The sequence below is a fragment of the Rhizobium sp. AG207R genome, from assembly GCF_027109195.1.
GTDB lineage: Bacteria > Pseudomonadota > Alphaproteobacteria > Rhizobiales > Rhizobiaceae > Rhizobium > Rhizobium dioscoreae.
Window position 1 is genome coordinate 80,893 of the sequence record NZ_JAEPVT010000018.1, and the last position, 23,916, is coordinate 104,808.

Here is a 23,916-nt window from a genome sequence, read left to right on the forward strand (position 1 = left end):
CAAGTCCTTAACATATCCCTAAATAAAGGAGCCGATGCCGCTTGCGCAGCACCGGCTCAGGAATTCCTGTCGCAAGCGAAGCAATCAGCTATGCGCGAAGATATCCGCCTCTTCCCAGCCGAGAAGGTCGAGCTTGGCACGCGTCGGCAGGAATGCGAAGCAATCATCGGCATAGTCCATGCGGCCGTCGCGCAGCAGGCGCTGGGTCAGCTTCTCGCGCAACGCGTGGAGATAGAGTACGTCGGAGGCAGCATATTCGAGCTGCGCCGGGGACAGCGTTTCCGCGGCCCAATCCGACGACTGCTGCGCCTTTGAGATATCGACGTCCAACATCTCCTTGAGATTGTCCTTCAGGCCGTGACGGTCGGTATAGGTGCGGCAGAGGCGCGAGGCGATCTTGGTGCAGAAGACCGGGGTCGTGGTGACGCCAAACGTATGAAACAGGACGGCGATGTCGAAGCGGCCGTAATGAAAGATCTTCTGATGCGTCGGGTCGGCGAGCATGGCGACGAGATTGGGCGCCTGCTTCTGACCGGCGGCGATGCGGATGATATCGGCCGTGCCGTCGCCGGGCGAAAGCTGCACGAGGCAAAGCCGGTCACGGCGTGGAACGAGGCCGAGAGTTTCGGTATCGATGGCAATAGCGCCGGTGTAGCGTGCGGCATCCTCAGTGGAAATATCGCCTTCGTGATAACGGATGGTGGCAGCCATGAGATTCTCCCGGCTCTGTCCTTCTGAATTCGCTTTTCGTCCGTTCTATAGAACAGACGGGGTGAGAACCATACCGGCGCCTGTCAAAAAGTCGGCGGCGTATTGATCCAGAGCAATATGGTCTCACCATCATGGCGGTTGCGCCAGGAATGATAACGGCGGCTTTCAAAATAAAGCGAATCTCCCGGCAGTAGATCGAAGAATTGATCGCTGTCGAGCACCAGTTCCAGGCGACCGGCGAGAACATGGATGAACTCTTCTCCCTCGTGCCGATAGGCGCCTTCGCTTGTCGCACCTGGCGCGAGCACGAAGCGATGGCAATCCATCATCGTCGGTCCTTCGGCAAGAAGCTGGACAGTGACGCCCGGCGTCGTCGCTGGCCAGGAACGCCATTCGCCTGACCGGATGAGTGCGGGAACATCCTCGCGCTCCTCACCAGACAGGCGCGATACCGTTGTGCCATAATAATCCGCGAGGTCATGCAGCGTATTGAAACTGACACCCTGCGAGGTGCGCTCCAGGGTCGAGAGCGTCGACGACGTCATGCCCATGTCGGCGGCGACTTGCTCCAGCGTCTTGCCGGCGGCGTGGCGCAGCGAGCGAAGTCTGCGGCCGATATCCGAAGAGGCCAGTTGCTCGCCATTCTCCGATCCGGCGGCACCGCCCTCCTCCATCTCGAGCGCTTCGCGAATCGCCGCCGGATTGAGGCCACGCTCGGCGCGGAACCAGGAGATGCGCTTCAGCCGCGCCACGTCGTCGGCGCTGTACTGGCGGTGCCCGGTCTCGGAGCGGGAGGGGACGACAAGCCCCTGGCTTTCCCATAGGCGCAAGGTGGAGGCCGATACGCCGGCAAGACGCGCCGCTTCCGCCACCTTGTAGCGCACGGGGTAGCGCTCCGGCTCGATGCTGCTCATTTGCCAATATCCCTGATTTTCGTCTTTCGATCCGTTTAGCATGGATGGCGCGGCTTAGCGCGCCTTAAAAGCCGCGCGGCGCTCCATGGGAGCCTTTCGCACATTCTTGTCACCCGCACAAAATCCCGCTTGAAATCTTGCAGGAAAAATGTAGGAGTTTTCTAAATAACTTGCAGAACTTCTGCAAGATAATTCGAAAACGCCTTCCTGGGAGCCCCTGCAATGATCCTGACCGAGCGGAAGAACGCCGCCATTTCTCGCGGCGTCGGCATGACGACGCAGATCTACGCCGACCGCGCTGAAAACGCCGAGATCTGGGACAAGGAAGGCAATCGCTATATCGATTTTGCCTCCGGCATCGCCGTGGTGAATACGGGCCATCGTCATCCCCGCGTCATTGCTGCCGTCAAGGAACAGCTCGATCGCTTCACGCATACCTGCCACCAGGTCGTACCCTATGAGAGCTATGTTCATCTGGCCGAGCGGCTGAACGCGATCGTCCCCGGCGATTTCGCCAAGAAGACGATCTTCGTGACGACAGGCGCGGAAGCGGTCGAAAACGCCGTGAAGATCGCCCGCGCCGCCACCGGCCGCTCCGCCATCATCGCTTTCGGCGGCGGCTTCCATGGCCGTACCTTTATGGGCATGGCGCTGACCGGCAAGGTCACGCCCTACAAGATCGGCTTCGGCTCGATGCCGGGCGATGTCTTCCATGCGCCCTTCCCCGTGCCGCTGCACGGCATCAGTGTCGAGCAGTCGCTGGCGACGCTGAAAAAGCTCTTTGCAGCCGATGTCGATCCGCAGCGCGTGGCCGCCATCATCCTCGAGCCCGTCCAGGGCGAAGGCGGCTTCTATCCGGCGCCGTCAGCCTTCATGAAGGCGCTGCGCGAAATCTGCGACCAGCACGGCATTCTCCTGATCGCCGACGAGGTACAGACCGGCTTTGCGCGCACCGGCAAGATGTTTGCGATGGATCACCATGAGGTGGCGGCCGATCTCGTTACCATGGCAAAGAGCCTCGCCGGCGGCTTCCCGCTTGCCGCCGTCACCGGCCGCGCCGAGATCATGGATGCACCCGCTCCAGGCGGCCTTGGCGGCACCTATGGCGGCAATCCGCTCGGCATCGCCGCAGCCCATGCAGTACTCGACGTTATCGCAGACGAGGGCCTGTGCGACCGCGCCAACCAGCTCGGCTCGCGCCTGAAACAGCGGCTGGAATCGCTGCGCGACAAGGTGCCTGAAATTGCTGATATCCGCGGCCCCGGCTTCATGAATGCGGTGGAATTCAATGATACGGCGACCAAGCTGCCGAGCGCTGATTTCGCCAACAAGGTGCGGCTGATCGCGCTCGACAAGGGGCTGATCGTTTTGACCTGCGGCGTCTTTGGCAATGTCATCCGCTTCCTGTCGCCGATCACCATTCAGGACGGCATCTTCAGCGAAGCCCTCGACATTCTCGAAGCATCGCTGATCGAGGCGAGCGCCTCGCATTAACGAAGCCGACCCGCGTATTTCCCTTATCCGTCCGTGCAGCCTGCCGGGCAAAATCTATCGGAGTGCATAGCATGTCCTTTACAACAGCAATGACCAAGCATGTTCCCTTCTCTTCGCGCCTCCTGCGCGCCGCCGGCTATATCAATGGCGCCTGGACGGGCGGCGGGGCGACGAAGACCTTCGATGTCATCAATCCCGCGACCGGCGAAGTGCTTGCCTCGCTGCCGGATATGGGCGCTGCCGAGACGGCGGCCGCCATCGATGCCGCCTATATCGCCCAAGTCACCTGGGCCGCCCGTCCTGCCAAGGAACGAGCAGCAACCTTACGCAAATGGTTCGATCTCATGATCGCCAACGCCGATGAGCTGGCGGCGATCCTGACGGCCGAAATGGGCAAGCCGCTGCCGGAAGCCAGAGGCGAAATCCTCTACGCCGCCTCCTATGTCGAATGGTACGCGGAGGAGGCCAAGCGCATCTATGGCGAAACCATCCCCGCGCCTTCGAACGACAAGCGCATGGTCGTCATCAAGCAGCCGGTCGGCGTCGTCGGCACGATCACGCCATGGAACTTCCCGGCCGCCATGATCGCCCGCAAGATCGCGCCGGCCCTTGCCGTCGGCTGCACCGTCGTCTCGAAGCCCGCCGAGCAGACGCCGCTGACGGCGATCGCGCTGGCCGTGCTTGCCGAAGAAGCGGGCATTCCCGCTGGCGTCCTCAACATCATCGTCGGCCTTGACGGCCCGGCCATCGGCCGCGAACTCTGCGGCAATGCGAAGGTGCGCAAGATCAGCTTCACTGGCTCGACGGAGGTCGGCCGCATCCTGATGCGCCAGTGCGCCGACCAGATTAAGAAGGTCAGCCTCGAGCTTGGCGGCAATGCGCCCTTCATCGTCTTCGATGACGCCGATCTCGACGCCGCCGTCGAGGGGGCCATGGCTTCGAAATACCGCAATGCCGGTCAGACCTGTGTCTGCGCCAACCGCATCTATGTGCAATCCAGCGTTTACGACGCCTTTGCCGCCAAGCTTGCCGCGAAGGTCGGCGAACTTAACGTGGGCGACGGCTTCAAGCCGGGCGTGACCGTTGGGCCGCTGATCGACGAACAGGGTGTCGCCAAGGCCGAAGACCATGTGCGGGATGCCGTCTCAAAGGGTGCTCGCGTCGTGCTCGGCGGCAAGCGCATAGAAGGCACCGGCACATTCTTCGCTCCGACCATCCTGACCGGTGTCGACCGGAGCATGAAGGTTGCCCGCGAGGAAACATTCGGTCCAGTTGCACCGCTCTTCCGCTTCGACACCGCCGAGGATGTCATCGCACAGGCGAACGATACCGAATTCGGCCTTGCGGCCTATTTCTTCGCCGGCGACCTGAAGAAGGTGTGGCGCGTGGCGGAAGCGCTGGAATACGGCATGGTCGGCATCAATACCGGCCTGATGTCGTCGGAAACGGCACCCTTCGGCGGCATCAAGCAATCCGGCCTTGGCCGCGAAGGCTCGCGCCACGGCGCCGACGACTATCTGGAAATGAAATACCTCTGCATCGGCAATCTATAGCCGGCTATCAGGTTGAGGTGATGTGAATGCGGCCCTGCCACAGCCGGGCCGCGCTCAGCCGGTCGCTGTAGAAGGCTCCAGTATCGAGATTGAGCCTGAGACCATTGACTTCGGCCCGCTGGACTGGCGTGTGGCCGTGGATAATCAACTTCGGCAGTGGCTGTGCGCTGTCGTAGAAGCGGGAGCGGATGAAGACGAGGTCGTCGTCTTGCTGATCGGCAATCGACCGATCCGGATCGATGCCGGCATGGACGAACAAGGCCTTCGGCGTGTCCAGCAGGATCGGCAGGCGGCGCAGGAAATTGACATGATCGTCCGGCAGCCAGGTTCGGATGAACGTATCGAGCTTCTTCCGCTTGGGATATAACTGCTGTAGACGAGGGATATCCACGCCATAGGAGGCGAGTGTCGCATCACCGCCAAGCGCCACCCAATCCTCGAGCGATATCTCACCATCGACATAGGCTAGCATCGCCATCTCATGATTGCCGGTGAGGCATATGCGGTCGAAACCGTTCGGCGGCGGCGCCATGAGGCGGCCGACCACCTGCGCCGACGCGGGACCACGATCGATGAAATCCCCCAGCATGATGATGAGCTTTCGGCCGGGAAGCCCCGCCGCGTCTGCAAAAATCTTGCGCTCCAGTGCACTGAGGAGATCGTAACGGCCGTGGACATCACCGATGACGTAGGTGGGCATGTCGAGATTTTCGAGCCACTCCCGGCGCCGACGGTGGCCAAAGCCATTGGCCATTTTTTCGCGTATCCTGGATGCCGCCATGAAACTGCCTTTCGAGCGTACACCCCGGAACGCCTCAACTGTGTCTGCAAAAAGGACTCAAAAGCGACGATTCTTTGCCAGAAAGGCGGAAATCATCGCTGATGATGGTTCCACGGCAGACCTCGGCCTGCGACACCAACCCGCCTTGCGGCAAAGCGTCCCGAACGGCGCCTTTATGCATGGAGAAAGTTGACAGTGCGTATCCGCAATCTTATCGCGCTGACCACGTCGGCGCGAGAAATTCCCGCCGTTCAACCCGAAAAAACATGAGTGCCGGGCAGCTTCAGCATATTGGCTGCCGGATTGCCGACGCAAACAACATGCCTCAAATTGGAACGTACCATTCATGGCGCCTGTAAACTTATCGTGAAACCCTGATGGAAACGACGACAGCGCTCCAACTCTGCCGCTTCCTGCATGACGCGTCCCTGATGTTTCTATGGGGCGCCTGTGCCTATCTATCTCTGTTCGTGCCGAGAGCGCTTGCCGACACCGTCTGGCGTATAGCTGCAAAACCGCTTTTGCTGATTGTTGCGATTGCGGTTTTAACGGCACTGGCCGCATTGCCGGTGACGACGGCGAATATCGGCAACGGCTGGAGCGATGCGCTCAATGCCGACATGATGCATGACGTGGTTTTCGAAACCACGGTCGGGATTGCATGGCAGGCACAAGTGCTGGCGGCCATCGTGATGGTTTGCACCTTGCTGTTGCCGCAGAGCCGGCGCCGCCATGGGCTGACCCTGGGCGCCGGCCTCGGGCTCGCCTCGCTGTCACTGACCGGGCATGCCTCGATGCTGGAAGGCTGGGCGCGGCAGGCGCACCGGGCCAATGATATCCTGCATGTGCTTGCAGGTGGTGGCTGGCTGGGGGCGCTGGTGCCGCTGATCCCTATACTCAAGCTTCTCGGGCGGCCGGAATGCCGGGCGGAAGCGCAAGTGGCGTTGCGCCGGTTCTCCAATGCCGGGCACATAGCAGTCGCGCTCGTCATCCTCTCCGGTATCGTCAATACGCTGCTGATCCTGAAACGCCTGCCGACGGACTGGTCTTCGTCCTATCAGAAGTTGCTTGCCATCAAGATCGCGCTGGTCGCCGTCATGGCGATGCTGGCCATCATCAACCGCTACGTCTTCGTTCCCTGGATCGGCCGCAAGCCGGCTCGCGCGCTGCTGGCCCTCCGGCTTGGAAGCATCGCCGAGATCGGCATCGGCATTGTCGTCATCGGGCTCGTTGCCGTCTTCGGCATGCTGGAGCCGGTCTAGAGCCGTTTCGCTTTTCTTCGAATCGCGAAAATGCTCTATCTCCTTGTTTTACGCAGTTCCTGAGGGAAAACCGCTACGCACTTTTCCTGGAATCGCTCTAACCGCCGAGCGATTTCACCACAGCGCGAACGGCCGCCGGATCTTGCGTCGCCGGTTTGTATTCCAGACCCACCCTGCCACGATAGCCTTGGGCGTATAGCCAATCCAGCCGCTTCGTCAGATCGATATGGCCAGTGCCGGGGTCGTTACGGCCGGGATGATCGGCAACATGGAGATGGATGATGCGGTCGATTTGATCGCCGACGACCTCACGCGTATCCTCGCCCATGACGGCCGAATGATAGAGATCGTAGACGATGCCCACTTCCGGGCGGTCGACCTCATCGACGATATCGAGGCCTTCCGCGGTCGAGGACAGATAGTAGCCGGCATGGTCTATCTTTGTGTTCAGCGGCTCGAGGCCAAGCCGCACGCCCGATCCTTCGAGAATATCGGCACCGGCACGGAGGGTGGCGACGATGGCCGCCCTCTGGTCGGCACGAGAAAACTCCGCCAGATCATCGCCGGCCTGCGCGATCAGCACCGGCGCGCCGAGACGTTGGGCGACAGCAACGGACTCTCGCAACCCCGTCAGCCACGCCTCTTTGTTTGCCGGATTCGTCAGCGCGATCATCGGCTCCGCGACGAGGCCGGACACGGCAATGCCGGTCTCGGCTACGGCAGCCGCGATCGCGTCCAGGTCCTTGTTAGTCCAGTGCCAGAATTCGACCGCATCGAGCCCCGCGGCATGTGCCAGCCGGACACGATCGGCAAAGGCATCGCCGTCGCGTGCAAACAACCATTCGATACAAGCTGAAAACTGCCGCATGAGATACTCCTCCCTCAATCGGTGAGGAGCAATGCGCGAGATCGCCCATGACTGCAAGTCTCACGAACGATAATGTTGCTGTGGCGGTCGATGCATCGAAGGCTTGATGGCTTCGACATTCATTGCCGACAGCACGCGCATGTCGCGGCGGAAATCGGAAGGCGTCATGCCGGCAATATGGCGGAAGGATTTGTTGAAGGCGCTGATCGAGCCGAAGCCACTATCCATCGCCACCTGCAGCACATTGGCGCCGTCCCGCATCAGCATCGCCTGGGCGCGCGACAGGCGCAGCAGGTTCACATATTTCGCCAACGTCATGCCGGTGGATTTCTTGAAGAGGTTCATCGCGTATTTCGGATGGAGATGCGCCGCCTTGGCGATATCGACGGTATCGATGTCGTGCAGAAAATTATCGGCGATGAAATCGCACATGCGCGCCAGGCTGCGCGAGGATTGCGGATGGGCCTGATCGTTGGTCAGATTTTCCTGCTTCTCCGGCACCATGCGATAGGGCTCGAAAGCGATGCGCTCCAGGCGCAGGAGAAGTTCCGCGACGGCATGTTCGGCCTTGGCGCCGTCCTCGGACATGACATAACGATGCCATCGGGCGAAATTTTCGTCGTCTGCGGCATCGGTCGCCGAGCTTATCAGCGCCTGCCCGCGAATGAGGCGACCGGAAATATCGAGCGGCAGCCGCAGGCGGAAGAAATGCACAAGCGGCAGATGCGCGCCCGCATAGATCGAATCTTCCGACAGCTCGTCCAGCTGATGCGGTTGGCCACCCCAGAAAAGGCAGATCTCGCCGGCTCTCAAAGTAAGCTCGTGATCGCCGATGCGGTAATGCACGGTGCCGCGGACGATGTAATTGACTTCCACCTGCGCGTGCCAATGCGGCTTTGCCATCGGCAACGGGTGGTTATGAAACATCTGCAGGACGTTTGGGAGCCCTTCGACACTGCTCGCCCCCGGCTGATAAACCGCCCGTTGACCCACCTTACTTTTCGCCAAGTCGATGTTCCTTTTTTAGGAGACAGAAGCGTACCGACAGCTAGTTTAAGCGTGTTCTCTTGAGGACGGCAATTGAAAAGGGAGGATTTTCAATGCGTTTAAAACTTGCTGGAGCGACGGCCCTTGCTGCCCTGCTCGCTTCCGGTTCTGCCTTTGCTGAGCAAACCACCATTACGGTCTGGAGCTGGAACATCGCCGCATCGGCGCTGAAGTCCACAGTCGAGGGGTTCAACAAGAAATATCCTGACATCAAGGTCGAGGTTCAAGACATCGGCAACCCGCAGGTCTTCGACAAGATGCTGGCCGCTTGCGCCGCCGGCGGCGACGGCCTGCCTGACGTCATGTCGATCGAAAACCACAAGGCTTCGATCTTCTGGAACCGCTTTCCGGACTGCCTGACCGATCTCACGAAGCTTGGCTACAACGACGAGCTGAAGAAGCAGTTCCCGGATTTCAAGCGCGCCGAGCTTGAAGTCGGCGATGCCGCCTACGCCATGCCGTGGGACTCCGGTCCGGTCACCTTGTTCTATCGCCGCGACATGTATGAAAAGGCCGGCGTCGATCCGGCAACGATCAAGACCTGGGACGATTTCATCGCCGCCGGTAAGAAGATCTCCGCCGCTAATCCTGGTGTGGTCATGACGCAGGCCGATCTAAACGGCGACAGCGAATGGTTCCGCATGCTCGCCAACGAACAGGGTTGCGGCTATTTTTCGAGCGACAGCCAGAGCATCACCGTCAACCAGCCCGGCTGCGTCAAGGCACTGGACAAGGTGAAGGAGATCAAGGACGCGGGCCTGATGACCGCGGCGAACTGGAACGAGAAAATTCAGGCGAACACTGCAAGTAAGGTGGCATCGCAGCTCTATGGCGGCTGGTATGAAGGCACCGTCCGCTCCACCTCGCCGGATCTCGCCGGCAAATGGGGCGTCTATCCGATGCCGAGCATGACGGCTGACGGCCCGCATGCAGCCAATCTTGGCGGTTCCTCGCTCGCAATCGCCAGTGGCTCCAAGCACAAGGAAGCCGCCTGGAAATTCCTTGAATACACGCTTGGCACCAATGAGGGCCAGGTGACGATGCTGAAGTCCTTCGGTCTCGTGCCGTCGCTGTTGACGGCGGTCAAGGATCCCTTCGTCAACGAACCGCAGCCCTATTGGGGTGGGCAAAAGGTCTGGGCCGATATCCTCGCCACCCTGCCGAAAATCCACCCGAGCCCAGGTACCCAGTATTTCAGCGACGCCGATGAGATCATCAAAGCCGTTCAGACGAAATATCTTGCCGGCGGATATCCAAACGGCAAGGCTGCGCTCGACGACGCGGCCCAGCAGATCGCCTCGGCGACGGGCCTGCCGCTCGCGAAATGATTGACACCACCGGGCGTGCCTCCCAAGCCGCGCCCGGCATCCCCGCCGCTCTAGAATCAAAGAAGCAGAGCGCGGCGTCGTCCGAAAATCGCCTACACTTTTCGGCGTCACGCTCTAGAGGGCGGCGGGGATGTGATGTTACGCATCATTTTTCTGCGCATAAAGGAGAAGGCTTTCATGCGGTTGCGAAACCGGAGCGCCTATGCGTTCCTTGCACCCTATCTTCTGGTATTCGCCGCTTTCTGGGTCTGGCCGATCATCGATTCGTTTCTGATCTCGTTCCAGAATACCCGTGTTAATCCGTGGACCTTCAATCTGTCGCTCAATTGGGGGCGGCTGTTCGGTGATCCGGCATTCTACAACGCGCTTGAAAACACGTTGATTATCCTGATCGTCCAGGTGCCGGTCATGATCACACTCGCCACGGTCATGGCGGTGCTGCTGAACTCACCGCTGTTGAAGGCCCGTGGCATTTTCCGCTTCGCTTTCTTCGCGCCCGTCGTCGTTGGCGAGGTCGCCTATGCCGCGGTCTTCCGCCTGATGTTCAACGTCGATTTCGGCATCATCAACAAGCTGCTCGGCAGTGTGGGCATCGCGCCGGTGTCGTGGTTCGCCGATTCCCACGCCGCCATGGTGCTCATCGTTATCGCCGTCACCTGGCGCTGGGCGGGTTACAACGCCATCATCATTCTGTCCGGGCTGCAATCGATCCCGGAGGATGTTTATGAGGCCGCAACCCTCGACCGCGTCAGCCGCTTCAAGCAGTTCATCCATATCACACTGCCACTCCTGAAGCCGATCATCCTGTTCTGCGTGGTCCTGTCCGTCATCGGCACCATGCAGCTCTTCACCGAACCATATCTGATCACCAACAGAGGCGGCCCCGGCGGCGGGACGGAAACGCTCGGTCTGCTGCTCTATCGCCAGGCTTTCCAGTCGACCAACTTCGGCTATGCCTCGGCGATCGCCTATACGATGGCGGCGCTTGCGGTCGTCATCTCTCTTCTCAATCTCTGGGTGGGGCGCGAACCGAAATGAAATCAAAATCCAGATCCACTCTGATCCGCTCGATCGCCTTGCATGGCCTGCTGGCGCCGCTCGCCATCATCTGGCTGTTTCCGCTCTGGATGATGTTCGTCTTCTCCACCATGCCCGATTACGGCATTTTCAGTCCCGGTATCATCCTGACACCGTCGACGGGTTTCATGGACAACTTCCGGAACCTGCAGGCCGACACCAACTTCGTCGGCGCGATGACGATCTCCATCGTCGTTGCGGTCATCTACACCTTCCTGTCGGTGCTGCTGACATCGATGGCCGGATGGGCGCTAGCGCGCTATCAGTTCGCCGGCCGTTCGGGCGTCATCGGCATCATCCTCGGCACCATCACGCTGCCCTACTCCGTCGTCATCATTCCGCAATTCATCATGGTGGCGCGCGATTTCGGGCTGGCGAACACATGGGTTGCGCTGATCGTGCCGCCGCTCTTCAACTCACTCGGCGTTCTCTTCATGCGTCAGGCTTTCTCGATGATGCCGGGCGAACTCTTTGATGCCGCCCGCGTTGAGGGCGTCAAGGAATGGCAGATCTTCCTGCGCATCGCCCTGCCGCTCGCAAGGCCGACGATGGCAGCACTCGCCATCATCCTGTTCCTGGCTTCCTGGAACAACTATCTCTGGCCGCTGCTCATCAACTCCCGGCCGGGGATGATGACAGCGCCTGTCGCGCTCGGAACGCTGATCGGCCTCACAAGGGTCTCCTGGGGCGGCATCATGGCCGGTGCCGTAATGCTGACGGCACCGATTCTCATCATCTTCGTTCTCCTGCAACGCCACTTCATCGCCGGCATTGCCGCCGGCGCAATCAAATAATTCCGGGAGATCCGTATGGCTGAACTTTCTCTCACCAATATCGTCAAACGCTATGGTTCGCTGGAAATCATCCACGGCGCCAATCTCGAGGTGAAGGACGGCGAATTCGTCGTCTTCGTCGGGCCGTCCGGATGCGGCAAGTCCACGCTGTTGCGCATGATCGCTGGGCTGGAGGATATTTCCGGCGGCGAGCTCAAGATCGGTGGCCGTATCGTCAATGACGTGGAACCGGCCGATCGCGGTATCGCCATGGTTTTCCAGTCCTATGCCCTCTACCCGCATCTGACCGTCGAGCAGAACCTCAATTTCGGGCTGCGCATGAACGGCAATCCGAAGGCCGATACCGACCGCCGCGTCAAGCAGGCCGCCGAGATCCTGCAGATTACGGAACTCATGCAACGCCGGCCGAAGCAGCTTTCCGGCGGCCAGCGCCAGCGCGTCGCCATCGGCCGCGCCATCGTGCGCGAGCCGCAGATCTTCCTGTTCGACGAGCCGCTGTCCAACCTCGATGCCGAGCTGCGCGTGCAGATGCGCGTCGAAATATCGCGCCTCCATAAGAAGCTCGGCACGACGATGATCTACGTCACCCACGACCAGACGGAAGCCATGACGCTTGCCGACAAGATCGTCGTGCTACGCGGCGGCAATATCGAGCAGGTAGGCGCGCCGCTGGACCTTTACGACGACCCGGCCAACCAGTTCGTCGCAGGCTTCGTCGGCTCGCCGAAAATGAACTTCCTGCAGGCCGAAGTGGCTGACAATCAGCAGGGCCGCATCGCCGTCGTGCTCAAGGGCCAGCGCAACATCCGCCTGACGTTGCCCGCCTCCTCGGCAAAGGTGGAAGTCGGCCAGCCGGTGACGCTCGGCGTCCGCCCGGAACATTTTCTCGAGGCCGGACGCGGCGATGTGGACATGACCGTCGATGTCGATGTCGCAGAGCATCTCGGCAATACCAGCTACATCTACGCCAATATCGAAGGCGGCGAGCAGATCGTCATCGAGCGCGAGGAATCCCGCAACACGGGCAACCGCGACAAGCTCACCGTGGCGCTCTCGGCGACAAAGACATTCCTGTTCGACAGCGCCGGCAACCGATTGCGATAGGCGCTGCCAATCCTCCCAAGACAGCATGCAGATTTAGAAAGGATCGTTCCATGACTACTGAGACACCAATCCGCTGGGGCATCATCGGCCCCGGCAGGATCGCACAGACTTTTGCCGATGGTATCGCCCATTCCCGCAGCGGCAAGCTGGTGGCCATCGCCAGCCGCAACCCGGACAAGCCGGGTCTCGGCGACGGTTTCCCGGGCGCGCGCATCGTCAATGGTTATGAAGCCCTGCTCGCCGACAAGGAAATCGACGCCGTCTACATCGCCACGCCGCATACCGGCCACGCCGAATGGGCGATCAAGGCGATCCGTGCCGGCAAGCATGTGCTCGTCGAAAAGCCGATCGCGCTTTCTGCCTTCGATGCCGAAGCTATCTATTACGAGGCCAAGAAGGCCGGTGTCTTCGCCGGCGAAGCCTTCATGTATCGCGTCCATCCGCAGACGGCGAAACTGATCGAGCTCGTCAAGAGCGGCGTGATTGGCGAGTTGCGCATCATCCGCACCTCCTTCGGTTTCAACATGGGTAAGGTCAATCCGGAACACCGGCTGTTTGCCAATGAGACTGCCGGCGGCGGCATTCTCGATGTCGGCGGCTATCCGGTCTCTATGGCCCGCCTGATTGCCGGCGCGGTCGACGGCAAGCCGTTCCTCGATCCGGAAAAGGTATCGGGCGTCGGCCATCTCGGTCAGACCGGCGTTGACGAATGGGCCTCCGCCGTCCTGAAGTTCCCGAACGACATCATTGCCGAAGTGTCCTGCTCCATCATGGCCAATCAGGACAACACGCTGCGCATCATCGGCTCCGAAGGCCGTATCGAGGTCAAGGACTTCTGGTTTGCCTCCGGTCACAAGGGCGGTGTCGGCAAGATCGAAGTCATCAAGGGCGGCGAGACCCAGACGATCGAAGTCAAGGAAGATCGCTGGCTCTATTCCTTCGAAGTCGATGCGGCCGGCGATGCCATCGGCGCCGGAAACAAGGAATTCGCCTATCCCGGCATCAGCTGGGCCGATTCGATCGGAAACCTCAAGGTGCTCGACCAATGGCGCGCATCGATCGGCCTTGAATATAGTATCGAGAAGGCAGCGAAGCGCACGAAGAACATCGCCGGCGGGACCGTCACCAAGGGCAACAGCATTCCGAAGCGCAGCATTCCCGGCATATCCAAGCCGGCATCGCTTGTTACGCTCGGCTTCGAATTCTTCCCAAATTTCGCAGCCGCCTCGCTGACGCTCGACGCCTTCTATGAAGCCGGCGGCAATGCCTTCGACACTGCCTATGTCTATGGTGGCGGCAAGACGGAGAGCATCTTCGGCGACTGGCACACCAGCCGCAGCGTGCCGCGCGAGGAGATCGTGCTGATCGGCAAGGGTGCGCATTCACCACTCTGCTATCCGGATGTGATCGCCAAGCAGCTCGACCAGTCCCTCAACCGCCTAAAGACCGACTATGTCGATATCTACTTCATGCACCGCGACAATACCGACGTTCCGGTCGGCGAGTTCGTCGATGCCATGGATGCCGAGGTGAAAGCCGGCCGTATTCGCGGCATCTTCGGCGGCTCGAACTGGACGCGCGCCCGCTTCGACGAGGCGATCGCCTATGCCGAGAAGAACGGCAAGACGGCACCGGCTGCCCTTTCCAACAACTTCTCGCTGGCGGAAATGCTCGACCCGATCTGGGCCGGCTGCATCGCCGCCTCGGACGATGAGTGGAAGGCCTGGCTCAATGCCAAGCAGATCCCGAACTTCGCCTGGTCGAGCCAGGGCCGCGGCTTCTTTACCGACCGCGCCGGCCGCGACAAGCGCGACGACGAGGAATTGGTCCGCGTCTGGTATTCCGACCGCAATTTCGGCCGCCGCGATCGGGCGATCGAACTGGCGCAGAAGCTCGGCCGCAACCCGATCCATATCGCGCTTGCCTATGTCGTCGCACAGCCCTTCCCTGTGATACCGCTGATCGGACCGCGCACGATCGCCGAGCTGGAAGACAGCCTCTCGGCGCTCGACATCAAGCTGACGCCAGAGCAGGTGAAGTGGCTCGAGGGCTGAAACGGGGCGGCCGGCTGATGACGTTCACGGTCGGCCGCTGAGCTTGGATATACGAAATGAAAGCAGCCCATCCGAAATGCCGGATGGGCTGTTTTCATATGGGAAGAGCCCACTGCCGCGCACCTCCTTCTCCCCGAGGGGAAAGGTGCCGGTAGGCGGATGAGGGGGATTCGCCCGGAGCATAAAGGCTAATGAGTCGAGGCGATTAGCCCCCTCATCCGACCCTTCGGGCCATCTTCTCCCCGAGGGAGAAGGGATTTACGGCAGGTAATGCGCCATACAATCGCCGCGAGATCAAGCGGCAAAATCGAATGTCTTCTCATCAGCCCCTTCGAGCCGCAGCAGATAGGCCTTGCGTTCGAGACCGCCGGCGAACCCGCGCAAATCACCAGCCGATCCCACCACGCGGTGGCAGGGCGCGATGATCGAGATCGGGTTGCGGCCATTGGCGGCACCGACGGCGCGGATCGCCTTGGCCGAGCCGATCTCGGTCGCGATCTGGCGATAGCTGCGCGTCTCGCCGAAGGGGATGGCGAGCAGCGCCTGCCATACCTTCTGCTGAAACTCAGTTCCGGCAAAATCGAGCGGCAGATCGAAAACCTGTCGTTCGCCGGCGAAATATTCACGGAGCTGCCGCTCGGTTTCCACGAGCACCGGATGGCTGTCATCCTCAGTCACGATGAGCAAGGGCACACGGCCTGGGCGATCATTGTCCCAAAGGATCGCGGCAAGTCCATCATCGCTGCCGACGAGCTTCAACGCGCCGACGGGCGAGTCCATGATCCGATAGACATACTGCTTTTCCGCATTTTTCGAGGCTTTGGTCATGCCGATATCCTTTCTTTGAATTGCGCTCATGGCATCGGGCGAGATTGCCTCTGATGGAGCGCTTATGCCCCCATTGGACCTCAAATGACCGTCGCCAACCACCCGAAAACGGACGGCGGGCAGGAAAATCCCGGCATTTCCGGATTCATGTGCTCAGCCGCAAGATGACGCAACCTCCATGCGCATGCTTGGGGAATGGGCTGGAATTGTGTAGAATCGGCGAAGAGACAGATCGCCAGCTTGCGGAACCCGATATGACAGTTCGCCCGCCGCGCAATTTCAATCCATCGCAGACAAACGAGACCGGCCTCGGCATTCTCGAATATGAGATGATGTCGGAACGCGCCAGTACGCTCGGGCATCACGGCATGAAGGTGGAAGCGGCGCTTGCAGCCTTGCAGGAGGGCGAGGCCAAGGGCAAGGAGGGCGTCGAACACGAGCGGCTGGTGGATATCGCGGCGCAAGCCGTCTGGGCCATGTTCATCCATCGCGAGATCTGCGGCCTGCGCAACGGCCGTGACGTCATCCAGCGCTATGGCATTCCCAACAAGGTGCTTGCGCGCCTCGGCGCCAGCCCGAGACATCTCTAAATATTAGGATTTCAGGATCGCCTGGAAGCGCGGATCGAAGGCATGGCCGATCGGCTCTGCCGCCGCACCGCGCGCCACGGCCCAAGGATCGGTCATGCCGAGCTGGAGGCGCGGCAGCAATCGATCGGGACGATCGGCATTGGAGGGCAGGAGCGGCTGCATCGCGGCCATCAGCCTAGTTGCGAGCGCCGGGGGCGCGCCACCGCACAAAATCACCGTCTGCGGATCGAAGATGGTTTCGATGAGCTGCACGCTCCAGCGCAGGTCGATCGCCGCCCTTTCGATCCAGGCGAGAATATCTGGATCGTCGGCAGCGGCCCGTTTGTCTATCAGCGAATAGATATCCGGCGCCATCGGATCGAGGCCGAGGTGATCGTAGAGTGAAGCCAATGATGCGCGATGCTCCAGCTGGGTCTGTTTCCCGCCTGATGTCAGCAGCGCCATGCCGATTTCGCCGGCATTGCCATGCGCACCGCTATAGAGCTCACCACCGAGGATGAGCCCGGCACCGATACCATAGCCTACATAGAGGCAGACGGCATGGTCGAGGCCATGTGCAGCGCCGACCATGCGCTCGGCGGTCGCGCAGGCCGCGGCGTCATTCTGCAGGGTAACGTTAAGGCCGGTTCCGACCGACAACGTTTCCAGCAGCGGAAAGCGCTGCCAGGCGCCCATCATCCAGGGATTGTCGGCATCCTCCTGCTCGATACCAAACGGGCCTGGCATCGCGACACCGAGGCCGACGAGGCGCTTCTCCGCCTGAGCCGCTCGCTGCTTCAATTCGCTGCGCACGTCCTCCACGAGCTGCAAGACGATGGGCGTACCTGTCGCCGGTCCACCTCCCGGCAGGTTCGCTTCCTTGCGTATCAGCACATTGCCGACGAGATCGACGGCGATGGCGCGGGTGATGTGACGGTCGATCTGCAGGCCGATGGCGCAGGCGCCTTCCGGTACAAGACCGTAGGGCGTCGAGGGCTGACCGCGGCCGCGGCGCACCGTTTCCCTTGATGTGACGAGACCGTCGTTTTCCAGCTCCTCCATGATGTTGGAGACGGTCTGTTTCGTCAGGCGGGTGGCGCGCGCGAGATCTGCGCGGGAGAGCGCACCATTGAGCCGCAAGGCGTCGATGATCACCCGCCGGTTATGGGCGCTGGTCCCCTCGTGGTTCGTTCCGCTGGTAGCCCTGATCGGGCGAATATCGTGCATCCGCTTTTGCCCTCTTGACAGCAATAGAATATTGAAGAACAAATTAGTCAAGACAATTGACTTAAAAGAAACCACAGAGTTTCACCAGGGAACTTAAGCGACGCTCCGATCAATGTTCGGCAGCCAGCCCGGCCAATTGCCTGCTCGACAACCGATGGCGACGTCAGCCGCCTTTGGAAAAATCGCGTGACTGTCAAAAACTGGAGGATGGAATGTTGAAATCATTGAACAAGACATTGCTGGGCGCAGCGCTGATCGGCGTATCCTTCGCCTCGCACGCCCTTGCCGAAACGACGATCAATGCCCTCTTCATGGCGCAGGCTGCCTATAGCGAAGCCGATGTGCGCGCGATGACGGATGCCTTCTCCAAGGCCAATCCGGACATCAAGGTCAACCTCGAATTCGTCCCTTATGAAGGCCTGCACGACAAGACGGTGCTGGCGCAGGGATCTGGCGGCGGCTACGACGTCGTGCTCTTCGACGTGATCTGGCCGGCCGAATACGCGACCAACAAGGTTCTGGTCGACGTTTCATCGCGCATTTCGGACGAGACGAAGAAGAACGTGCTGCCGGGTGCATGGACGACGGTGCAGTATGACGGCAAGTACTACGGCATGCCGTGGATCCTCGATACCAAGTACCTGTTCTATAACAAGGAAATCCTGGAAAAGGCCGGCATCAAGACGCCACCGAAGACCTGGGACGAACTGAACGAGCAGGCCAAGATCATCAAGGACAAGGGCTTGTTGGCAACGCCGATTGCCTGGAGCTGGTCACAGGCCGAAGCCGCAATCTGCGACTACGCCACGCTCGTCAGCGCCTATAAGGGCGATTTCATCAAGGATGGCAAGCCGGACTTCCAGACCGGTGGCGGCCTCGACGCCCTGAAATACATGGTCACCAGCTACAAGTCCGGCCTGACCAACCCGAACTCCAAGGAATTCCTTGAAGAAGACGTTCGCAAGGTCTTCGAAAACGGCGACGCCGCCTTCGCGCTGAACTGGACCTACATGTACAACATGGCGAACGACCCGAAGGACAGCAAGGTCGCAGGCAAGGTCGGCGTCGTGCCGGCACCGGGCGTTGCCGGCAAGAGCGAGGCTTCGGCGGTGAACGGCTCGATGGGTCTCGGCATCACTACTGCCAGCAAGCATCCGGACGAGGCCTGGAAATACATCTCCTTCATGACCTCGCAGGCAACGCAGAACCAGTATGCGAAGCTTAGCCTGCCGATCTGGGCATCGTCCTACAGTGATCCGGCCGTCACCAAGGGTCAGGAAGAACTGATCGCGGCCGCAAAGGTCGGCCTCGCTGCCATGTATCCGCGTCCGACGACGCCGAAATATCAGGAACTGTCAACCGCACTTCAGCAGGCGATCCAGGAATCGCTGCTCGGCCAGTCTTCTCCGGAAGACGCACTGAAGTCTGCTGCCGACAATAGCGGTCTCTGATAATCTCATCGGGCGGCGCCAATCGCCGCCCGCCTCTAATTTCCTCCATGAAGAATGAAAGAAGGGGCCTGCCATGTCCGGCACCTCCATGACAACTCGCGCCTGGCTTTTGATGCTGCCACTGCTTGTGGTGATGATCGCCGTCATCGGCTGGCCCCTCGTCGACACGGTCGGCCTTTCTTTCACCGATGCGAAGCTTGTGGGAACCGGCGGCAATTTCGTCGGTATCGACAATTACGCGAAGATGTTGGCGAACTCCAATTTTCAGCGCACCCTGATTACCACGGCGTGGTTCGCGATCGTCTCCGTTGCCGCCGAAATGGTGCTCGGCGTGCTGGCTGCCCTGCTGTTGAATCAGAATTTTAGGGGTCGCGGCGTGCTGCGTGCACTAATGATCCTGCCCTGGGCGTTGCCGACCGTCGTGAACGCGACGTTGTGGCGGCTGATCTACAATCCCGAATATGGCGCGCTCAACGCAGCCCTCACCCAGCTTGGCCTCATCGACGCCTACCGCTCCTGGCTCGGCGAACCGGGCACGGCGCTGACAGCACTCATCGTCGCCGACTGCTGGAAGAATTTCCCACTGGTGGCGCTCATTGCACTTGCCGCCCTGCAGGCGGTACCGCGCGATATCACCGCCGCGTCGCTGGTCGATGGCGCCGGCCCCTTCAAGCGCTTCCGCTTCGTCATCCTTCCCTATCTTGTGGGACCGCTGATGGTGGCGCTGGTGCTGCGCACCATTGAGGCTTTCAAGGTCTTCGATATCATCTGGGTGATGACACGCGGTGGGCCGGCAAACAGCACGCGCACTCTATCGATCCTCGTCTATCAGGAAGCCTTTTCCTTCCAGCGAGCGGGGTCGGGCGCATCGCTTGCCCTCATCGTCACGCTGCTGGTCACGCTGCTTGCCGCCGCCTATGCCGCCCTTGTCCGCAAAACCGCAGGGAGTGCCGCCTGATGGAACGCCAGAGCCCGCTCTTCACCTGCTTCATCTATGTCTGCGCCATCCTGCTCGCCGTCGTGATCCTGGCGCCAATCGCCTGGCTCTTCATCATGAGCATTTCGCCGGCTGCCGATCTCGCCGCCAAGCCGCTGCGCTGGTGGCCGCAGACGGCGGACTTCTCGCGCTATAAGCTGCTGCTGTCGACGCTGGAAAACAGTGAGGGCGCCGCCTTCACCTCATCGCTGCGCAACAGCATCGAGGTGGCCGGCATGGCGACCATCGCAGCCATTGCGCTCGCCATTCCTGCCGGCTGGGCCGTATCGCGCACGCCATCTGTCGGATGGTCGCTTTCTATGGTCATCGCCACCTATATGCTGCCGCCGGTGGCGCTTGCCGTGCCGCTCTATATGGGGCTTGCCCATCTCGGCATGCTCAACAACGTTTTCGGCTTGGCGCTCGTCTATCTGACGATCCTCGCGCCATTCACGACCTGGCTGATGAAATCCGGCTTCGATTCCATTCCGAAGGAGATCGAGGCTGCGGCAATGATCGACGGCGCTGGGCTGTTCCAGACGCTGCGAATCATCACGTTGCCGCTTGCCATGCCCGTGATGGCGACTTCGGCGCTTTTTGCCTTCCTGCTTGCCTGGGATGAATTCTTCTATGCGCTGCTCTTCACGTCAGACCAGCGCGCCAAGACCCTCACCGTCGCCATCGCGGATCTCGCCGGCGGTCGTGTCTCGGATTACGGACTGATCGCGACTGCCGGCGTGCTCGCCGCCCTGCCCCCGGTGCTGATCGGCCTTGTCATGCAACGCGCCCTGATCTCGGGCCTCACCAATGGCGGCGTCAAGGGATGACCATGACCCAAGAGAAAACCCGCCCCGAAGGCCTTGCCGCCATCGACCGAGAAATGGCCCGCCAGCATGCCGATGCGCTTGCCTCCTTCGAGGCTGCCGCCGACATGGCCGCCAAGGCCGCCGCCTCGCTGAAACGCACCGGCAGGCTGCTGCTGCTCGGCATGGGCGGTTCCCACGCGGTCAATCGCGCCGTCGAGCCGCTCTATCGCGCCGCCGGCATCGATGCGATCGCCCTGCCGCTTTCTGAACAGCTCGGCCAGCCGCTATCGCTGGAGGGCCGTACGATCTTCATGACATCGCAATCCGGCGAAAGCGCCGAAGTGCTGCGCTGGTTCAACGAGACGGGCGGCACCGCCGAGACTTTCGGCCTGACACTGGAAAGTAGCTCCTTCCTCGCCAAGACCGCGCCTTCTCTTGTCGGCGCCGGTGGCACGGAGCTTGCCTTTGCCGCTACACGCAGCCTCACGGTCACCTTCGCGCTGCATCTGGCTGTATTCGCCGCCCTCGGTCAGGATCCGGCGCCTGCGTTTTCCGTGCTTCGCGCGCCCGAAACGCTCGATATCAAGCCGGCGCTTGCGGCTCTCGCCAATGTGGCGACGGTTGTAACCTCCGGTCGGCGTCTACAGGGTATTGCCGAGGCTCTGGCGCTCGGACTTACCGAACTTTCGCGCCGCCCGTGCTTCTCGCTCGAAGGCGGCCAGCTGCGCCATGGCCCGATGGAAATGCTCGGGCCTTCGATCGGCGTCGTTCTCTTCCGTGGCAATGATGCGACGGCTGGTCTCGTAACGGCCATGGCTGTTTCCGCGGTGGCAACCGGTGCGCCCGTGATCGTCTTCGATGGCTCCGGGGAAGAACCGGTTCCCGGTTGCGTCACCCTGCGCTTCAAGCCGGAAACCGGTCTTGCGGCGATCTTCCAGATGCTGCCTGTCGCCCAGTCGCTGATGATCGCCTTTGCCGACGAGCGGGTGGAGAATGCCGGCACGCCGGTGCGCTCCACCAAGATCACCCGGAGCGAATGAATGAAGCCGCTTGCAGTCATCGGCAACGTCAATATCGACCTGATCCTCGGGCCGGCAGCGCCGTGGCCGAAAGCCGGCACCGAGATCATTGTCGATCACGACGAGCTGCGCGTCGGCGGCCAGGCTGGCAATAGCGCCCTTGCCTGGGAGGGTCTCGGCGTTGATTACGAGATCGCGGCTAATGTCGGCAACGATCAGTTCGGCCGCTGGCTCAGCGAAGCCTTCGGCGCGCGCAGCAGCAAGTGGCCCGTACGACCGGAGAGCACGACGCTCTCGGTCGGCATTACCCATCCCGATGGCGAGCGCACCTTCTTCACCACGCGCGGCCACCTGCCAAGGTTCAATCTCGATGACGTGTTTACGGTTCTCAATGGCGAGAAGCTTGCCGGCGGCTATGCACTGCTCTGCGGCGCCTTTCTGACCGAAGATCTTACACGCGACTATGACGCGCTGTTCAACTGGGCCGACAAGCATGGAATCACAGTCGCGCTCGATACCGGTTGGCCGCTCGACGGCTGGACCAAGGAGAATTGCAATGCCACGCGGCGTTGGCTCTCCCGCTGCGGAATCGCGCTGATGAACGAAGTTGAAACGACGACCTTAGCCGGCATAGATGATCCCGCGGAGGCTGCGCGCGCGCTCCATGCACTGATGCCAGAAGGCGCGATCTTCGTCGTCAAGCGCGGTCCGGACGGCGCGATCGCCGTCGATGCCGACGGCGTGCTGGCTTCGGCCGCAGCACCAAAGGTCACCGTCGTCGACACGATCGGCGCCGGCGATGTCTTCAATGCCGGCTTCCTGGCCGCCCTTGCCCGCGGCGAGCCGCTTGCGGCCTGCCTTTCGGCCGGGACCGCGGTCGCGTCCCGCGCCATTTCCACATTGCCGCGCAGCTACGGCCCGGCTCAAGCATCCGAGGAGGCCGTTCAATGAGCGCGCTCGAAATCCAGAACATCCGCAAGAGCTACGGCGAAGTGGAGACGCTGAAAGGCATCAATATTTCGCTTGAAAGCGGCGAATTCCTGGTGCTGCTCGGCTCGTCTGGCTGCGGCAAGTCCACGCTGCTGAACATCATCGCCGGGCTCGCCGAGGCGACCAGCGGCGATATCCGCATTGGCGAACGTTCCGTGCTCGGTGTGCATCCGAAGGACCGCGACATCGCCATGGTGTTCCAGTCCTATGCGCTCTATCCGAACCTCTCGGTCCATCGCAACATCGGCTTCGGGCTGGAGATGCGCAAGGTGCCTGCGGCGGAACGCGACAAGGCAGTGCGCGAGGCGGCGAAGCTCTTGCAGATCGAGGCGCTGCTGGAGCGCAAGCCAAGCCAGCTTTCCGGCGGCCAGCGCCAGCGTGTGGCGATCGGCCGTGCCCTGGTGCGCAAGCCGGAAGTCTTCCTCTTCGACGAGCCGCTCTCCAACCTCGACGCCAAGCTGCGCATGGAGATGCGCACCGAGCTGAAGCGCCTGCACCAGATGCTGAAGACCACCGTCGTCTACGTGACGCACGACCAGATCGAAGCGATGACACTCGCAACCCGCATCGCCGTGATGCGGGACGGACGGATCGAACAGCTCGGCACGCCGGACGAAATCTACAATCATCCGGCAACACTCTATGTCGCGACCTTCGTCGGCGCGCCGCCGATGAACCTTTTGAACGCGACTGCCGATCACGGTTTGCTGCGCATCGACGGAACATCGATCACGCTGCCGATGCCGGCGACGAAAGCTGGGATCAGCCAAGGACAGCAGCTGGTGATCGGTATCCGGCCGGAAACGCTGCGCCTCGAGGAAAGCGGCAAGCTTGAGGCCATCTGCGAGGTCGCGGAACTCACAGGCCCCGAGCTCATCGTGACGGCGCAAACCGGTTCGCAGCGGCTGATGGCCTGCCTGCCGCCGCGCACCGCGATTGCCGAAGGGCAGACGCTCAAGCTCGCCTTCGATGCCAGCGCGCTGCATCTCTTCGATCGCGCCACCGGCCAGCGTTGCGAGTAGACCTTTCGAATACAGATAATGGTCGCCGAGGATGGCGCCCG

Annotated in this window: 22 protein-coding genes; 15 read left to right on the forward strand and 7 right to left on the reverse strand. The window is 61.2% G+C overall.

Going from position 1 to position 23,916, the window contains the following annotated elements:
• Positions 1 to 84: 84 nt before the first annotated feature.
• Entirely contained in the window at positions 85 to 711 is a 627-nt protein-coding gene (locus tag JJQ51_RS31330; RefSeq protein ID WP_095433486.1) for a ribonuclease D, read from the reverse strand.
• Between the two features lie 83 nt (positions 712 to 794).
• Positions 795 to 1,625, reverse strand: a complete 831-nt coding sequence (locus JJQ51_RS31335) for a MerR family transcriptional regulator (protein ID WP_269245743.1) — start codon at positions 1,623 to 1,625, stop codon at positions 795 to 797.
• Between the two features lie 222 nt (positions 1,626 to 1,847).
• Here JJQ51_RS31335 and JJQ51_RS31340 point away from each other — a divergent pair, with 222 nt between their 5' ends.
• Together JJQ51_RS31340 and JJQ51_RS31345 are read left to right on the forward strand one after the other, a co-directional pair.
• On the forward strand, positions 1,848 to 3,119 hold the full coding sequence (locus JJQ51_RS31340) for a 4-aminobutyrate--2-oxoglutarate transaminase (RefSeq protein WP_269245744.1): 1,272 nt from the start codon (positions 1,848 to 1,850) through the stop codon (positions 3,117 to 3,119).
• Between the two features lie 71 nt (positions 3,120 to 3,190).
• Positions 3,191 to 4,672 carry an NAD-dependent succinate-semialdehyde dehydrogenase gene (locus JJQ51_RS31345; protein ID WP_113389919.1) on the forward strand — a complete coding sequence of 494 codons (1,482 nt, stop codon included), beginning with the start codon at positions 3,191 to 3,193 and terminating at the stop codon, positions 4,670 to 4,672.
• Between the two features lie 7 nt (positions 4,673 to 4,679).
• Here the strand turns inward: JJQ51_RS31345 and JJQ51_RS31350 are convergent, their stop codons facing one another.
• Positions 4,680 to 5,453 (reverse strand): metallophosphoesterase, encoded by a 774-nt coding sequence (locus tag JJQ51_RS31350; protein ID WP_113389918.1) that lies wholly within the window; start codon positions 5,451 to 5,453, stop codon positions 4,680 to 4,682.
• A gap of 377 nt (positions 5,454 to 5,830) precedes the next feature.
• On the opposite strand from JJQ51_RS31350, the gene copD reads away from it, so the two are divergent.
• Positions 5,831 to 6,715 (forward strand): copper homeostasis membrane protein CopD, encoded by an 885-nt coding sequence (gene copD, locus JJQ51_RS31355; protein WP_113396099.1) that lies wholly within the window; start codon positions 5,831 to 5,833, stop codon positions 6,713 to 6,715.
• 97 nt (positions 6,716 to 6,812) lie between these two features.
• Here copD and JJQ51_RS31360 read toward each other — a convergent pair whose 3' ends face one another.
• Together JJQ51_RS31360 and JJQ51_RS31365 are read right to left on the reverse strand one after the other, a co-directional pair.
• Complete coding sequence (locus JJQ51_RS31360; RefSeq protein WP_113396098.1) at positions 6,813 to 7,583, reverse strand: TIM barrel protein; 771 nt, start codon at positions 7,581 to 7,583, stop codon at positions 6,813 to 6,815.
• A 60-nt stretch (positions 7,584 to 7,643) separates the two neighbouring features.
• Positions 7,644 to 8,597 (reverse strand): helix-turn-helix domain-containing protein, encoded by a 954-nt coding sequence (locus JJQ51_RS31365; RefSeq protein WP_233788792.1) that lies wholly within the window; start codon positions 8,595 to 8,597, stop codon positions 7,644 to 7,646.
• Between the two features lie 86 nt (positions 8,598 to 8,683).
• On the opposite strand from JJQ51_RS31365, the gene JJQ51_RS31370 reads away from it, so the two are divergent.
• From JJQ51_RS31370 to JJQ51_RS31390, 5 genes are all read left to right on the forward strand, one after another.
• A complete protein-coding gene (locus tag JJQ51_RS31370) occupies positions 8,684 to 9,958 on the forward strand; it encodes an ABC transporter substrate-binding protein (RefSeq protein WP_269245745.1) in 1,275 nt (424 codons plus the stop codon).
• Between the two features lie 177 nt (positions 9,959 to 10,135).
• Positions 10,136 to 10,996, forward strand: a complete 861-nt coding sequence (locus tag JJQ51_RS31375) for a carbohydrate ABC transporter permease (protein WP_069615394.1) — start codon at positions 10,136 to 10,138, stop codon at positions 10,994 to 10,996.
• Complete coding sequence (locus JJQ51_RS31380) at positions 10,993 to 11,829, forward strand: carbohydrate ABC transporter permease (protein ID WP_069615353.1); 837 nt, start codon at positions 10,993 to 10,995, stop codon at positions 11,827 to 11,829. The genes JJQ51_RS31375 and JJQ51_RS31380 overlap by 4 nt, the downstream gene beginning before the upstream one ends.
• A 15-nt stretch (positions 11,830 to 11,844) precedes the next feature.
• Positions 11,845 to 12,933 (forward strand): ABC transporter ATP-binding protein, encoded by a 1,089-nt coding sequence (locus JJQ51_RS31385; RefSeq protein WP_113354163.1) that lies wholly within the window; start codon positions 11,845 to 11,847, stop codon positions 12,931 to 12,933.
• A gap of 50 nt (positions 12,934 to 12,983) precedes the next feature.
• Positions 12,984 to 14,987 (forward strand): aldo/keto reductase, encoded by a 2,004-nt coding sequence (locus JJQ51_RS31390; RefSeq protein ID WP_113332421.1) that lies wholly within the window; start codon positions 12,984 to 12,986, stop codon positions 14,985 to 14,987.
• 294 nt (positions 14,988 to 15,281) lie between these two features.
• Here the strand turns inward: JJQ51_RS31390 and JJQ51_RS31395 are convergent, their stop codons facing one another.
• On the reverse strand, positions 15,282 to 15,815 hold the full coding sequence (locus JJQ51_RS31395) for a methylated-DNA--[protein]-cysteine S-methyltransferase (RefSeq protein WP_113332434.1): 534 nt from the start codon (positions 15,813 to 15,815) through the stop codon (positions 15,282 to 15,284).
• A 254-nt stretch (positions 15,816 to 16,069) separates the two neighbouring features.
• Here JJQ51_RS31395 and JJQ51_RS31400 point away from each other — a divergent pair, with 254 nt between their 5' ends.
• Positions 16,070 to 16,405 (forward strand): DUF6665 family protein, encoded by a 336-nt coding sequence (locus JJQ51_RS31400; RefSeq protein ID WP_113332422.1) that lies wholly within the window; start codon positions 16,070 to 16,072, stop codon positions 16,403 to 16,405.
• Positions 16,406 to 16,408: 3 nt separating this feature from the next.
• On the opposite strand, the gene JJQ51_RS31405 is transcribed toward JJQ51_RS31400, so the two are convergent.
• Positions 16,409 to 17,611: an ROK family transcriptional regulator gene (locus JJQ51_RS31405; protein WP_113354164.1), complete on the reverse strand. Its 1,203-nt coding sequence runs from the start codon at positions 17,609 to 17,611 to the stop codon at positions 16,409 to 16,411.
• Positions 17,612 to 17,823: 212 nt separating this feature from the next.
• On the opposite strand from JJQ51_RS31405, the gene JJQ51_RS31410 reads away from it, so the two are divergent.
• The 6 genes from JJQ51_RS31410 to JJQ51_RS31435 all read left to right on the forward strand — a co-directional run bounded on the left by JJQ51_RS31410 (position 17,824) and on the right by JJQ51_RS31435 (position 23,875).
• Positions 17,824 to 19,062, forward strand: coding sequence for an extracellular solute-binding protein (locus JJQ51_RS31410; RefSeq protein ID WP_113354165.1), 1,239 nt, complete (start codon positions 17,824 to 17,826; stop codon positions 19,060 to 19,062).
• A gap of 73 nt (positions 19,063 to 19,135) precedes the next feature.
• Positions 19,136 to 20,020 carry a carbohydrate ABC transporter permease gene (locus tag JJQ51_RS31415; protein WP_069615347.1) on the forward strand — a complete coding sequence of 295 codons (885 nt, stop codon included), beginning with the start codon at positions 19,136 to 19,138 and terminating at the stop codon, positions 20,018 to 20,020.
• The gene (locus tag JJQ51_RS31420; RefSeq protein ID WP_113332426.1) at positions 20,020 to 20,865 is read left to right on the forward strand and encodes a carbohydrate ABC transporter permease; all 846 of its coding nucleotides are present in this window, start codon (positions 20,020 to 20,022) and stop codon (positions 20,863 to 20,865) included. The genes JJQ51_RS31415 and JJQ51_RS31420 overlap by 1 nt, the downstream gene beginning before the upstream one ends.
• Positions 20,862 to 21,884, forward strand: coding sequence for an SIS domain-containing protein (locus JJQ51_RS31425; protein ID WP_113354166.1), 1,023 nt, complete (start codon positions 20,862 to 20,864; stop codon positions 21,882 to 21,884). Before JJQ51_RS31420 ends, JJQ51_RS31425 begins: the two co-directional genes overlap by 4 nt.
• Positions 21,885 to 22,814: a PfkB family carbohydrate kinase gene (locus JJQ51_RS31430; RefSeq protein ID WP_113354167.1), complete on the forward strand. Its 930-nt coding sequence runs from the start codon at positions 21,885 to 21,887 to the stop codon at positions 22,812 to 22,814. It abuts the gene before it with no gap.
• Positions 22,811 to 23,875, forward strand: coding sequence for an ABC transporter ATP-binding protein (locus JJQ51_RS31435; protein ID WP_269245746.1), 1,065 nt, complete (start codon positions 22,811 to 22,813; stop codon positions 23,873 to 23,875). The genes JJQ51_RS31430 and JJQ51_RS31435 overlap by 4 nt, the downstream gene beginning before the upstream one ends.
• The last annotated feature ends 41 nt before the right edge of the window (positions 23,876 to 23,916 follow it).